General features: G+C 73.6%; 11 protein-coding genes and 1 tRNA gene. 6 read left to right on the forward strand and 6 right to left on the reverse strand.

The window, feature by feature from the left end:
• The first annotated feature begins 87 nt into the window (after positions 1-87).
• A complete protein-coding gene (locus ACWG52_RS01995) occupies positions 88-717 on the forward strand; it encodes a TIGR03086 family metal-binding protein (protein WP_389802341.1) in 630 nt (209 codons plus the stop codon).
• Positions 718-828: 111 nt separating this feature from the next.
• Here the strand turns inward: ACWG52_RS01995 and ACWG52_RS02000 are convergent, their stop codons facing one another.
• A complete protein-coding gene (locus ACWG52_RS02000) occupies positions 829-2,346 on the reverse strand; it encodes a PE-PGRS family protein (protein ID WP_453127612.1) in 1,518 nt (505 codons plus the stop codon).
• Between the two features lie 114 nt (positions 2,347-2,460).
• A tRNA-Trp gene (locus tag ACWG52_RS02005) sits at positions 2,461-2,534 on the reverse strand.
• A 185-nt stretch (positions 2,535-2,719) separates the two neighbouring features.
• Between ACWG52_RS02005 and ACWG52_RS02010 the strand changes: the two genes are divergently transcribed.
• From ACWG52_RS02010 to ACWG52_RS02020, 3 genes are all read left to right on the forward strand, one after another.
• Complete coding sequence (locus tag ACWG52_RS02010) at positions 2,720-3,220, forward strand: DUF4352 domain-containing protein (RefSeq protein WP_390138619.1); 501 nt, start codon at positions 2,720-2,722, stop codon at positions 3,218-3,220.
• A 108-nt stretch (positions 3,221-3,328) separates the two neighbouring features.
• Entirely contained in the window at positions 3,329-4,657 is a 1,329-nt protein-coding gene (locus ACWG52_RS02015) for a glycoside hydrolase family 18 protein (RefSeq protein WP_389802333.1), read from the forward strand.
• Positions 4,658-4,737: 80 nt separating this feature from the next.
• Positions 4,738-5,970 carry a serpin family protein gene (locus tag ACWG52_RS02020; protein WP_453127613.1) on the forward strand — a complete coding sequence of 411 codons (1,233 nt, stop codon included), beginning with the start codon at positions 4,738-4,740 and terminating at the stop codon, positions 5,968-5,970.
• Here the strand turns inward: ACWG52_RS02020 and ACWG52_RS02025 are convergent.
• Complete coding sequence (locus ACWG52_RS02025; RefSeq protein WP_453127614.1) at positions 5,897-6,901, reverse strand: PfkB family carbohydrate kinase; 1,005 nt, start codon at positions 6,899-6,901, stop codon at positions 5,897-5,899. The two genes, ACWG52_RS02020 and ACWG52_RS02025, sit on opposite strands and share 74 nt — an antisense overlap.
• Positions 6,902-6,903: 2 nt before the next feature.
• Complete coding sequence (locus ACWG52_RS02030; RefSeq protein ID WP_390165890.1) at positions 6,904-7,590, reverse strand: bifunctional 4-hydroxy-2-oxoglutarate aldolase/2-dehydro-3-deoxy-phosphogluconate aldolase; 687 nt, start codon at positions 7,588-7,590, stop codon at positions 6,904-6,906.
• 108 nt (positions 7,591-7,698) lie between these two features.
• On the opposite strand from ACWG52_RS02030, the gene ACWG52_RS02035 reads away from it, so the two are divergent.
• On the forward strand, positions 7,699-8,478 hold the full coding sequence (locus ACWG52_RS02035) for an IclR family transcriptional regulator (RefSeq protein WP_453129114.1): 780 nt from the start codon (positions 7,699-7,701) through the stop codon (positions 8,476-8,478).
• Between the two features lie 126 nt (positions 8,479-8,604).
• On the forward strand, positions 8,605-10,248 hold the full coding sequence (locus ACWG52_RS02040; protein ID WP_389802320.1) for a sigma-70 family RNA polymerase sigma factor: 1,644 nt from the start codon (positions 8,605-8,607) through the stop codon (positions 10,246-10,248).
• A gap of 40 nt (positions 10,249-10,288) precedes the next feature.
• Here ACWG52_RS02040 and ACWG52_RS02045 read toward each other — a convergent pair whose 3' ends face one another.
• Together ACWG52_RS02045 and ACWG52_RS02050 are read right to left on the reverse strand one after the other, a co-directional pair.
• A complete protein-coding gene (locus tag ACWG52_RS02045; protein ID WP_389802318.1) occupies positions 10,289-11,158 on the reverse strand; it encodes an RNA polymerase sigma-70 factor in 870 nt (289 codons plus the stop codon).
• Between the two features lie 91 nt (positions 11,159-11,249).
• On the reverse strand, positions 11,250-12,641 hold the full coding sequence (locus ACWG52_RS02050) for a glutamate decarboxylase (protein WP_389802316.1): 1,392 nt from the start codon (positions 12,639-12,641) through the stop codon (positions 11,250-11,252).
• Between the last annotated feature and the right edge of the window lie 110 nt (positions 12,642-12,751).

A 12,751-nucleotide genomic window follows, 5' to 3' on the forward strand; every position in this document is an offset into this window, starting at 1 on the left:
CCTCTTTCGTGGGTGCCGTTTCGTCGTCTTTCATTCTCTTCGGAGAACTGGCCAGAAGGTGGCCACTTCTGCGCGCAGGATGAACCCATGAACAAGACCGAGCAGCTCATCGAGACCCCGTCCGACTCCCCCGGCGCCGCCCCCTCCTCCGTCGATCCGCGGACCGACCTCGCCGCGGCCGTCGAACTGGCCGGCCGTACGCTGGCCGCCGTCCGGCCCGAGCAGTACGACGCCCCGACCCCTTGCGAGGAGTTCGACGTACGGCGGCTGTCGAGCCACCTCGTCGCCGTCGTCCGCCGGATCTCGGTGATCGGGCGCGGCGAGGACCCGTTCAGCGTCCCGTCCTTCGCCGACGAGATCGCCGACGGTGCGTGGGCGGAGGCCTGGGTGCCGGGTGCCCGCGAGGTCGCGGAGGTGTGGGCGGATCCGGGCGTCCTCGGCCGGGAACTGCGCCTGCCGATGGGGGTCCTGCCGGGTGCGGCCGCCGCGGCCGTCTACACGCACGAACTCACGGTGCACACCTGGGACCTGGCCAGGGCGACCGGGCAGGACCCGGACTGGGACCCGGCTCTCATCGAGCGGGTGATCGGCGTCGTACGTCGCGCGCTGCCGGCCGAAGCCCGCGGCGGACGGATTCCCTTCGCGGAGGTGGTGGTCGTGGACCCCGAGGCCCCGGCCATCGACCGGCTCGTGGCCTGGGCCGGGCGCCGGCCCTGAGGGCCCGTCGGGGTAGCGGCGCACCACCGTGTCGGTGAGGCGGCCACCGCGACCCGGAGGGGGTGGCCGGCGAACTGCCCGCCCGCCGGCCCGCCGGGTCGGCGGCACGCCTCATGCCCCTGTGACGGTCATCCGTTCCATGACGGCCACCGGCAGCACCGGGTTCCGGGCCGCGGCCGCCGCCGTCTCCTCGTCGCCGAGCAGCGCGACGAGGAGCGGTACGGGCACCCGTGGATGCCGCGCCGCCATCGCGCGTACACCGCTGTCCGGGTCGTCGAGGAGCCGTACCACCGCGTCCGGCGCGAGCCGGGGGTCGGTGGCGGCGCGCAGCCGTACCTCGGCGTCCTGGTCCACGCTGAACCGCGCCACCAGGTCGGGCGTCGAGTCCGGTTCGTCCAGGGCCAGTTGACGCAGCCGCGGATGCGGGTCGTCCGCGTGGCGGAGCAGGTCGCGCCGAGGGAAGTTCGGGTGCCCGTAGGGCCGGTCGGGGGTGGAGTAGCTCCCGTTCCACCACTGCCACACCTCCAGCAGCATGTCCGCCGGGGCGTCGTCGCACCGCTCGGCGAGGAAGAGCCGTACGACCCGGTCCTCGTCCCGGGCCAGCCGTTCCACGACGTCCGGCGGCAGGCGTCGGGCCCTCGCGACGCTGCTGCGCAGCAGGACGTGTCCGGATGCCGCGAGGCGGCGCATGGCCTCCTCGTCCTCGTGCAGCGCCTCCACCCACCCGACCGTCCGCCGTATCGTCCGGGGGTCGATGTCCACCGGGACGGCGGCCCGCCGTTCCTCCGTCAGCTCGGGCCGTACGGACACGGCGAGTCGTACGTCGCCGTCGGGGTCGGCGGCGAGTACGTCGACCAGGTCGGGCCCGAGGTAGGGGTTGCCGGCCAGGATCCGGCGCAGCCAGGGGTCGGGGTCCGCGCAGAGCCGCAGGGCGAGGTCCGGATCCAGCCGGTGGCTTCCGACGACGTGGCGGTCCCTGCCGGCGGCTTCGAAGAACTCGGCCGTCAGCGGGACCTCCTCGTGCCGGGCGAGTGTGACGGCGGTCCGCACGGCGGGGTCGGGATCGGCCGCCAGCCGGGCCCGGGTCCCGTCGTCGAAGTCACCCCAGGCGGCCTCGCACGCGGCGGCCCGCACCCTCGGGAGCGGGTCCGCCTGCAGGGTGAGGCGTAGCGGGAGGGGCAGGGTCGGCATCCGGGCCAGTTCCTCCCGGACCGGGCCGAAGGGGTCCGCGGCCAGCGTCTCGTACGCCTGCGGCGTCAGCCCCCGCCCGGACAGGGCCGCGGCCTCCAGGAACAGGTGGCGCCGGGCACCGCCCGCTTCGCCGAGCACCAGCCGCGACCACTGGCCGGCGGAGAGTCCGAGAGAAGCGGGTACCTCGGCGAGCCGGGCGCGCACCCGGCGGTCCGGGTGGTCGACGGCGGCGTCCACCACGGCGGGCGGCAGATCGCGCCGCGCGAGTACGGACGGGGCCAGGTCCAGGTGGTCGAGCAGCCGGATCCGGATGTCGTCCGGTGCGGCGGTGTTGAAGGTCAGCCCCTGCAACCAGGCCTGTCGGAGCCGCGGCGCGGCCTGGGGCCCCCAGCCCCGGTCCGACCATCGGTCGTCGAAGCCTCGTACGTCTGTCCCCATCCGGAGAACGGTAGACGATGTCGGCGCCCCCGTGCCGGTCCGGGGAAACAGCGACGCCCGGCCGGGAGCGATGCTCTCGGCCGGGCGTGCGCGACAGGTGCACTGTCGGTGTCGCAGGGGCGGCAGGATTCGAACCTGCGGCCTTCGGTTTTGGAGACCGGCGCTCTGACCAGCTGAGCTACACCCCTTCGGTGGGACCAACCATGGCACGAACGCGCCCGGAGATCCAATCAATTAGCGGCTCGACCGGGTGAGAGTTCCTCGGCGGTCGACCGGACCGCGCCCGGGGGGTGTCCGCCGGTCCGGGGGTGGCGCGACCTCGGGGTGCGGAGGATCGTGGGTGGGGGGGGACCCGTGGAGCGGAGGTTCCGTCATGCCCCGAAGCCGACGAGCGGGGCGCCTGCGGGGCTCGCTCCTCGCGCTCGCGTTCCTCGCGCCCGCCCTGCTGGGCGCGGCCCCGGGCGGCTCGGGGGAGACGATCTCCCTCGCCGGGAACGAGCCGGGCGAACGGCTCGACGTCACGTTGACGCGGGTGGTGGATCCGGCCGACCCCGCAGGTCAGGAGCCCGCGGGAGGCGAGCGGCTCGTCGCGACGCGCTTCCGGCTGGAGAACACCGGGACCGCCGTCTACCAGGACTCCCCCGCACCGGCCGCGCACCTGCTGGACAGCAACGGGCGGCGGTTCACCGGAGACGACGTCCCCACCGCCGCGGGGCCGTCCTTCCCCGAGACCGTCACCCTCGACCCCGGCGGTACGGCGGAGGGCTTCATCACCTTCCGGCTGCCGCGGGACGCCGACCCGGCCGCGGTCCAGTTCGCCCTCGATGCCGGCCTCGCCGACGACGTCGGGCACTGGAGCCTGCCGCTCCCGTAGCGGGCGAGTTCCGGCCGCCCCCTTGACCACTCTGGTCCAGACCAATAGTTTCCGGCATGCACAGCGCACGCGCACACGCCCCGCTCCCCGCATCCGCAAAGGAAGCCCATGCGCCGCAGCATGCTCGGCAGGCTGGCCGTCGCCGCCTGCTCCCTCTCCCTACTGACCGCCTTCGCGCCCGCCGCCGTCGCCCAGGCCGACGGCGGCGGCCACGACCGTTCGTACAAGAAGGTCGGCTACTTCACCCAATGGGGCGTCTACGGACGGGACTTCCAGGTCCAGGACCTGGAGGCGAACGGCTCCGCCGGCAAACTCACCCACATCAACTACGCCTTCGGCAACGTCAGTCCGCAGGGCCGGTGCTTCACCGGGAACGTGCCCGGCGAGGCCGACGCCTGGGCCGATTACGTACGCCCGCTCGACGCCGCGAACTCCGTCGACGGGGTCGCCGACACAGGCGAGCAGCCCCTCGCCGGCAACTTCAACCAGCTGCGCGAACTCAAGGCCAAGCACCCCGGCCTGAAGGTGCTGATCTCGCTGGGCGGCTGGAGCTGGTCCACGCACTTCTCGGACGCCGCGCTCACCCCGGCCTCCCGCAAGGCCTTCGTCGAGTCCTGCATCGACCTGTACATCAAGGGCAACCTGCCGCAGGACGGCGCCCGCGGCGGCGCGGGCGCCGCCGCCGGCGTGTTCGACGGGATCGACCTCGACTGGGAGTGGCCCGGTTCCGCGGGCGACACCGACACGAAGTACCGGCCCGAGGACAAGCAGAACTTCACCGCGCTCGTCAAGGAGTTCCGTACACAGCTCGACGCGTACGCGCGGAGCCAGAAGAAGAAGACGAAGTACGAGCTGAGCGCCTTCGTCCCGACCGCCCCCGCCAAGATCGACGCGGGCTTCGACGTCCGCCGGATCATGCGCGACCTCGACTTCGTGACCCTCCAGGGCTACGACTTCCACGTCTCCGGCGAACCGAGGACCGCCCAGCAGTCCGCGCTCCGCGCACGGGGCGACTTCAGCGTCGACGGCACGGTGGACGCCTGGCTGCGACGCGGCGCGCCCGCGAACAAGCTCGTGATGGGCATGCCGTTCTACGGCCAGGGCTGGACCGGCGTCAGCGGCGGCGGGGACGGCATGGGGCAGCCGGCCACCGGCCCGGCACCGGCCACCTGGGCCGCCGGGTACGAGGACTACAAGGCGCTGAAGAAGCTGGCCGAATCCGGTACCTACACGATCCACCGGGACCGGCGCGGCGGCCACGCCTGGCTCTTCGACGGCACCACCCTGTGGACGTACGACGACCCGCAGGTGCTGCGCGCCAAGACCGGGTACATCCGCGAACACGGCCTCGGCGGCGCGATGTTCTGGTCGCTGGACGCGGACACGGCGGACGGCGAGCTGATGACCGCCGTCGACCGGGGCCTGCGCGGCCGCTGACCGGGCGGACCGATACCGGCGCCGCCGGGCCGCGGAAAACCATCCGGCCCGGCGGCGCCCCTCCACATACGCTCCCCCGCATGAACAACGGGACGGTACGGGCGGTCAACCGCCTCACGACACGCTGGGCCGCGCAGGCCCCCGCACCGGACTCGGGAACGGTCTTCGCCGCCTCCGGGGTCTGGCCGCTGCTCGCCCTGCTCGCCGACGGCGCGGGCGGTCCGGCCCGCGCCGAGCTGGCGGAGGCGTTGGACATACCTGCCGAGGCCGCCGCAGGGGCGGCACGGGAACTGCTGGACGCGCTGGGCCGCGTACGAGGTCTGCGGGCGGCGACCGGTCTGTGGACCAGGGCCGAGGTTCCGCTGGAGGAGAGCTGGTCGGCGAAGCTGCCGGCGGGAGCCCGGGGCACGCTGAGCGGCGTACCGGTCGCCGACGCGAAGGTGCTGGACGCGTGGGCGCAGGAGCGCACCGGCGGGCTGATCGAGCACGTTCCGGTGTCGTGGCCCGAGGACACCCGCCTGGTCCTGGCCTCGGCGCTCGCACTGCGGGTGCGATGGGTCGAGCCCTTCCAGGAGGCACCTGTCACGGTGGCCGAAGGCCCGTGGGCGCGCCGACTCCTGCGTCGGCTGTCCCGGACCACACGTTCCCTGGACGCGGTCCGGGTGGCCCACGGGCCGGGCGGAGCCGTCACCGTCCTGGAGGTGGCCGGCACCGAGGACGTGGACGTGCACCTGCTGCTCGGCGAGCTGGGGACCTCGCCCGTCGCGGTGCTGGAGACCGGACTCACCGCCGTCACGGGCGCCGTCCCGTCACTGCCCGGCAGCGAACTCCCCGACGGAAGCCCGGGCCCCGGGCTGACCACACGCACCGTGGATTCGCCCTTCCCGGTGGACCTGCTGCAGGTCCGTACCGTGGCCTTCTCCCTGTTCGCCGAACACGACCTGCTCGACCGAGCCCCGCTGTTCGGGCTGGACACGGCCCGCGACGAGAACTTCGAGCACTTCCCCGGTGTCAGTTCCGAGCCGCTCGCCATCGGTTCGGCCCGGCAGTCCGCGATGGCCCGGTTCCACGCGACGGGGTTCGAGGCCGCCGCCGTCACCGGGCTCGCGGCACGTCCGGGCGGGTCCGCGCCGGGACGCGTACGCCACCGGGTCCGCCGGGCGGAGCTCCGGTTCGACCGGCCGTTCGGGTTCCTGGCCGTCCACCGGGACTCTCGACTGGTCCTCGCCGCGGGCTGGGTCACCGACCCTGAGACGGCGGTCGAGGGGGGTCGGACCGGCGGTGCGAGGCGGCCAGTGCCGCGGTCTCGGTGAAGGCGGGGACGCGTCCGGTGCCGCCGCGGCCGGAGACCGAGAGGGAGGCCGCGGCCGTGCCGTACGCCACCGCGTCCGCGAGGGTGTCACCGAGGACGAGCCGGGCGGTGGTCGTGCCGGTGAAGCAGTCCCCCGCACCGGTCGCGTCCACCGGCTCCGGGTTGACGGGCACGGGGTGGTACTCCACCCGCGTGCCGTCGTCCAGCAGGAGCCGGTCGGCGCCCGCGGTGACCGCGACCGCGCGGGCGCCGAGCGCGCGGCAGCGGGCCGCGGCGGTGCCCGGGTCGGTGGTGTCGAGCAGGGCCGTCGCGTCGGCCGGGCAGGAGGCCTTGAGCAGCCCGGTCAGCGGCGCGATCCGGGTCAGCAGCTCGCGGGCCTCGGCCGGGCCGGTCAGCCGGGAGCGGAAGTTGGGGTCGTAGGTGAGGTGCCCGCCCGCCCCGTGCACGAGGCGGGCGGCGGACAGTACGGCGGCGCGGCTGCTCGGTGACAGGGCGCCGGTGACGCCGCTGGTGACGACCGCTCCGCAACGGGTCAGCAGCGCGCGCCAGGACGCGATGTGGTGGGGCGCGAGGGTGGAACCGGCGCTGCGGGTGCGCCAGTAGACGAACGCGCGGTCGCCGTCGGTGTCGGCGGAGAGCAGGTAGGCGCCGTTGGGGTGCGGGGCGTGGCGGACATGGGAGACGTCCACGCCGAGTTCGGCGGCCCGGCGGAGCAGCGGCACGGTGAGTTCGTCGTCGCCGACGACGGCGAGCAGAGCGGTACGGGCGCCGGCCGCGGCCGCGGCGGCCGCCGCGTTGAGGGCGTCCCCGGAGTAGGAGATACGGGCCCGGGTGCCGTCGGCGGCCTGGCGCAGGGCGGTGTCCGCGTGGATCTCGACCAGGACCTCGCCGAGTACGAGGACGTCGTAACGCGGTCCGGTTCGTCCGGGCACGGTCAGGACCCCGCGGCGGCGTCGCGGGGCGCGGGGCACGGCGGGGCCGCTCCGGCGAACACGGCGGCCAGTTCGTCCGGGTCGGCCGGTAGTCCGCCGCCGATGCCGACGGCCGTGGCGCCGGCCGCGAGCCAGTCGGGGACCTCGGCGGGCCGGATGCCGCCGGTCGGGACGATCACCGCGGTGGGCAGGACGGCCTTGAGCGAGCGGACGAATCCGGGGCCGCCCACGTGCGCCGGGAAGACCTTGGCGGCTCCGGCGGCCCGGACTGCGGCGGCGATCTCGCCGGGGGTGAACCCGCCCTCGATGAAGACGGCTTCGCGGCGTACGGCCACGGCGCGGACCTCGGGGGCCGGGTAGGGGGAGATCAGGAAAGCGGCGCCCGCGTCCAGGGCGGTCTCCGCCTGCGCGGTGCTGGCGACCGTGCCGACGCCGATGAGCGCCGGGCGGCCGTGGACGTCGCTCAGCGCGGCGGTGCGGGCGACGGCCCCGGCCCAGTCGGGGGTGGAGGTGGTGAGTTCGACCGTGCGGCAGCCGGCGGCGAGCAGGGCGGCGGTGCGGCGGACCGCCTCGTCGGCGTCGGCCTCGCGCAGTACGGGCAGTACGCGCTGGGCGGCCAGCGCCGCGTACAGGTGGCCGGACTCGTGGCCGGACAGGTGATCGGGCAGGTCGGGCAGGTGATCGGGCAACGGAGGACCCTCCCCTTCGCTCCACGCCACTTGTTCCATGTAGTGGAACGTCGTACCGTGTGACGGAACCATATGATCGGGACCCTACCCACGGGAGCGCTCGTGTCAATGGACGAAGCGGCGACGGGCGGGCGCGCGGGGCGGACCTCCACGGCCGGTTCCGCCCTGGAGAAGTCCCTGCGCGTCCTGGAGGCGGTGGCCGCGCCCGGCGGCCCGCACCGCCTCGCCGATGTGACGACGGCGGCCGCGGTGCCCAAGTCGAGCGCCTTCCGCATCCTGGCCTCGCTGGTCGAGCAGGGCTTCGTACGCCAGGAGGCCGACAGCCGGTACGGGGTGGGGCCGCGGCTGCGCGGACTGTCCGCCCTGGTCGACGCCGGGGAACCACCCAGCATCGGGCGCATCCTCGACGAACTCCGGCGGGCCACCGGCCAGACGGTCCATCTGGCCCTGCACAGCGGGCGGACCATCACCTACATCCGCAAGCTGGAGAGCGAGGAACAGCCCTTCCGGACGGCCTCCCGCGTCGGCATGCGCATGCCGCTGCACACGACCGCGATCGGGAAGAGCATCCTGGCCCTGCTGCCCGCCGAGGAGGTACGGGAACTGATCGACGCGACCGGGCTGCCGCGCCGGACACCGCACACCCTCACGACCGCACGGGCCCTGCACGCCCAACTGGCGGCGGTCCGCGCCCAGGGCTTCGCCGTCGACGACGAGGAGAACGAACCCACCATCCGTTGCATCGGCTCGGCGATCCTCGGTCCGACGGGCCGGCCGGTCGGCGGGGTCAGCGTCACCACGGTCACCTTCCTCGTGTCCCGCGAGGAGATCGAGGCGTACGCACCGGCCTTGCGCACGGCCTCGGAGGCGCTGGCTCCGCTGCTGTGACCCCCGGTGGAGGGGCGGTGAGAACTCTTCGGGAAGATTCTTCCGGATAACTGTTATCGACGCCCCCGTCGACGGTCTCCCATGTATCGGGCATCATCGACCGCCGGTACGGACAGGGAACATCACATGACTACTCAGCACACCGCAGCGCTCGTGGCAGCGGCCCGCGCGGGCGACCCCCGCGCGCAGGACGAGCTCGTCAGCGCCCATCTCCCGCTCGTCTACAACATCGTCGGGCGGGCTCTCAACGGCTCCTGCGACGTGGACGACGTGGTGCAGGACACGATGCTGCGGGCGCTCGACGGGCTGGGCGGCCTGCGTGTGGACGAGAGCTTCCGGTCCTGGCTGGTGGCCATCGCGATGAACCGCGTACGGGCGCACTGGCAGGCGCGGCAGAGCGGTTTCGGCGAGAGCACCCTCGAAGCCGCGAGCGATGTCGCCGACCCGGGTGCCGACTTCGTCGACCTGACCGTCGCCCGCCTGCACCTCGCAGGCCAGCGGCGCGAGACGGCCCGCGCCACCCGCTGGCTGGAGCCCGAGGACCGGGCGCTGCTGTCCCTGTGGTGGCTGGAGTGCGCGGGGGAGCTGACCCGGGCCGAGGTGGCGGGCGCGCTGGAACTGTCCCCGCAGCACACGGCGGTGCGGGTGCAGCGGATGAAGGCGCAGCTGGAGTCGGCCCGTGTGGTGGAGCGGGCGCTGGACACCCACCCGGCGTGCGAGGAGCTGCGGACCGTGATGGGGGGCTGGGACGGGGAGCCCTCGGCGCTGTGGCGCAAGCGAATAGCCCGGCACGCCCGTGAATGCGTACGTTGCTCCGGTCTGTGGAGCGGACTGGTTCCGGCGGAGGGATTGCTGGCCGGTCTGGCCCTGGTCCCGGTGTCGGCGGCCCTGCTGGCGGGGATGAAGACGGGCGGAGCGGCCGGCTTCGCCCCCGCGAGCGTCGCCTTCGCCGAGGGTGTCGACGGGGGCTTCGAGGGCGGCCTCCACGGCGGCTTCGACGATGCCTCGACCCAGCTCACCCCGGTGGCCGACATGGGCGGCGGCGGTCGGGGCGCGCTGCGCAAGCGCCGGCAGAGCCGCCGCCGGGTGGTCGGCGGTGCGGTGCTCGCCGCCTGTGTCGCGGGCGGTGGGCTGGTGTACCTCGGGGGCCTGCCCGGTTCCGGCAGCACGAAGGACGGCGCCTCCGCGCCCGCGACCCCGCTGGCCGCGCTCTCGGCGACCGAATCCCCCGCCCTGCCCTCGGAGTCGGCCTCGCCGTCCGCCTCCCCCTCGCCCTCCCCGTCGGCATCCGCCTCGCCGAGCCCGTCGGCGAGCCCGAGCCCGACGCAGTCCAAGAGCAAGTCCCCGAGCCCGAAGGCCTCGCCGGTCAAGCCGGCGCCCGCCCCGCCGTCGGGGATCGCCGGCCAGGTCGTGGCCCTGGTCAACAGCGAGCGGGCGGCGGCCGGCTGCGGCCCGCTCAAGGAGGACCCGCAGCTGCGGGCGGCCGCTCAGGGGCACTCCGACGACATGGCGGCCCGGGACTTCTTCGCGCACACCAGCCCGGACGGCAAGGACCCCGGCGACCGGACCACCGCGGCCGGCTACCGCTGGTCGACGTACGGGGAGAACATCGCGCGGGGCCAGCAGACGGCCCAGTCGGTCATGGACTCCTGGATGAAGAGCCCGGGCCACAAGGCGAACATCCTCAACTGCTCCTTCAAGGACATCGGCGTGGGCATCCACCAGGGGTCGGGCGGCCCCTGGTGGACCCAGAACTTCGGCGCGCGGTAGCCGGCGCTCGCCCGACCCGTGGCGGCGGGGCCTGGACGCGCTAGTCGGTCGCTGCGTCAGGCCGCAGGCCCCGTAGCTTCTCCGGGTTGACGGTGACGCGCAGTGCGGTGATCCGGCCGTCGACGGCCTCGAAGGTCATGGCGCCGACGGTCGCGCCCTGGTGGACCAGCAGCAGACCGGGCTCACCGTTGATCTCCGCGAGGCGCAGCTCCCCGTCGCGGGCCTCGACCTTGGCCATGACGCCGAGCCACCAGCGGGCGACGTGGTCGGCTCCGTGCAGCGGGCGACGGGCGGCGGTGACGACGCCGCCGCCGTCGGCCCAGGAGGCGACGTCCGGGGCGAGGACCGTCAGCACCTCGCCGAGGTCCCCGCCGAGGCACGCCCGCCGGAACTTCTCGACGATCTCGCGCTGCTCGGCCGCCTTGGCGGTGAAGCGGGGTCGGCGGGCCCGGACGTGTTCGCGGGCCCGGTGCGCGGACTGGCGGACGCTCGCCTCGGACTTCCCGACGACCTCCGCGATCTCGGTGTGGGAGTACCCGAACACCTCGCGGAGCATGAAGACCGCGCGCTCGGTCGGGCTCAGGGTCTCCAGGACGACCAGGACCGCCATGGAGACCGTGTCGGCCAGTTCGGCCTCCTCGGCGATGTCGGGCGAGGTGAGGAGGGGTTCGGGCAGCCAGGGCCCGACGTACGCCTCGCGGACGACCTGGGCCGACCTGAGCCGGTTGAGGCTCAGGTTGGTGACGGTGCGCACCAGGTAGGCCCTGGGGTTCTCGACGGCCGCACGGTCGGTGCGGTGCCAGGCGAGCCAGGCGTCCTGCACGATGTCCTCGGCGTCGGCGACGCTGCCCAGCATCCGGTAGGCCGTGCCGAACAGCAGTCGCCGGTGTTCCTCGAAATCCTCACTCATGATCACCAAGGTGTCATCCGTCGACCCGCCCGATCAAGGGGGGGTCCGGATGTCGACCTCACCGCCGGCGGCGCGACGGTGGGACCGGCGGTCAGTGGTGGAAGCCGGACCTCGGCTCGGTGGCCGGTACGGGCGGGGGCGTGGCCGTCAGGTGTTCCACGGCCGCGCGCAGGTCGGTGACGAGCAGGGCCATCTGGTCGCGGGTCACGCCGTGCCGGACGAGGACGCGTTGGATGACCGTGTCGTCGCGATCGGCGGGCAGCGGGTACGAGGGCACCTGCCAGCCGCGCATGCGCAGCCGATCGGAGAGGTCGTAGAGGCTGAAGGGGGAGGCGTCCCGGTCGGTGAGCTTGTAGGAGACGGCGGGCAGCGCGCCCTGGCCGTCGTAGAGGAGGGTGAAGGGGCCCATGTCGGCGATCTGCCGGGCGAGGTACTGGGCGGTGTCGGCGCAGGCCTCCTGGACGCGCCGGTAGCCGGCCCGGCCCAGGCGCAGGAACAGGTAGTACTGCGCGATGATCTCGCCGCCGGGGCGGGAGAAGTTGAGGGCGAAGGTCGGCATGTCGCCGCCGAGGTAGTCCACCTTGAAGACGAGTTCGGCGGGGAGCAGGTCGGCGGTGCGCCAGATGATCCAGCCGACGCCCAGCGGCGCGAGTCCGTACTTGTGGCCGGAGGTGTTGACCGAGGCGACGCGCTCCAGCCGGAAGTCCCACACCACGTCGGGGTGGAGGAAGGGCGCCACGAACCCGCCGCTCGCGGCGTCCACGTGGATGGGGACGTCCCAGCCGTGCTCGGCCTGGATCCGGTCGAGCTCGGCGGCGATCTCGGCGACGGGCTCGTAGTCGCAGGTGTAGGTGACGCCGAGGATGGCGACGACGCCGATGGTGTTCTCGTCGACGTACTCGGCGAGCTGATGGGCCCGCAGGCCGGTGGCATCGGCCTCGATCGGGACCTGCCGCAGTTCGACGTCGAAGTAGCGGGCGAACTTCTCCCAACAGATCTGGACCGGGCCGCACACCAGGTTGGGGCGGTCGGTGGGCAGGCCCGCGGCGCGGCGGCGCTCGCGCCAGCGCCATTTGAGGGCGAGTCCGCCGAGCATGGCGGCCTCGCTGGAGCCGGTGGTGGAGCAGCCGGACGCGGTGGCGCCCGCGGGGGCGTTCCACAGATCGGCGAGGATGTTGACGCAGCGGGACTCGATCTCGGCGGTCTGCGGGTACTCGTCCTTGTCGATCATGTTCTTGTCGAGGCAGACGTTCATCAGACGGTGGACGCCCTCGTCCGACCAGGTGGTGCAGAAGGTGGCCAGGTTCTGGGCCGCGTTGCCGTCCAGGAGCAGCTCGTTGCGGAGCAGCTCGTAGACGACCTCGGTGGGTGAGTGGTCCTCAGGAATCTTGTACTTGGGGAGGATCTGGCCGCTCAGCGTGGACGCGAACACGTCCGTGTCGGCGTCCTGGGCGCGTGCGTCCTTCGTCTCATGAAGAGCCATATCGGGACTATAGGCGCAAAAGTGCTCGCTATCGGGCAGGATGACCGGTCGCCCCGGACCGACCGCGCGGCCTCGCGCGCGTGACGGCGGCGGCAGTGGCGGTGGCGGTG

Source organism: Streptomyces sp. CLCI03 (assembly GCF_053615355.1).

What these genes read in the sequence shown, in the direction of transcription:
- ACWG52_RS02035 (WP_453129114.1), top strand. Translation starts at nt 7,699, where the DNA reads ATGGACGAAGCGGCGACGGGCGGGCGCGCGGGGCGGACCTCCACGGCC.
- ACWG52_RS02015 (WP_389802333.1), top strand. Translation starts at nt 3,329, where the DNA reads ATGCGCCGCAGCATGCTCGGCAGGCTGGCCGTCGCCGCCTGCTCCCTC.
- ACWG52_RS02050 (WP_389802316.1), bottom strand. Translation starts at nt 12,641, where the DNA reads ATGGCTCTTCATGAGACGAAGGACGCACGCGCCCAGGACGCCGACACG.
- ACWG52_RS02045 (WP_389802318.1), bottom strand. Translation starts at nt 11,158, where the DNA reads ATGAGTGAGGATTTCGAGGAACACCGGCGACTGCTGTTCGGCACGGCC.
- ACWG52_RS02040 (WP_389802320.1), top strand. Translation starts at nt 8,605, where the DNA reads ATGACTACTCAGCACACCGCAGCGCTCGTGGCAGCGGCCCGCGCGGGC.
- ACWG52_RS02000 (WP_453127612.1), bottom strand. Translation starts at nt 2,346, where the DNA reads ATGGGGACAGACGTACGAGGCTTCGACGACCGATGGTCGGACCGGGGC.
- ACWG52_RS02020 (WP_453127613.1), top strand. Translation starts at nt 4,738, where the DNA reads ATGAACAACGGGACGGTACGGGCGGTCAACCGCCTCACGACACGCTGG.
- ACWG52_RS02010 (WP_390138619.1), top strand. Translation starts at nt 2,720, where the DNA reads ATGCCCCGAAGCCGACGAGCGGGGCGCCTGCGGGGCTCGCTCCTCGCG.
- ACWG52_RS01995 (WP_389802341.1), top strand. Translation starts at nt 88, where the DNA reads ATGAACAAGACCGAGCAGCTCATCGAGACCCCGTCCGACTCCCCCGGC.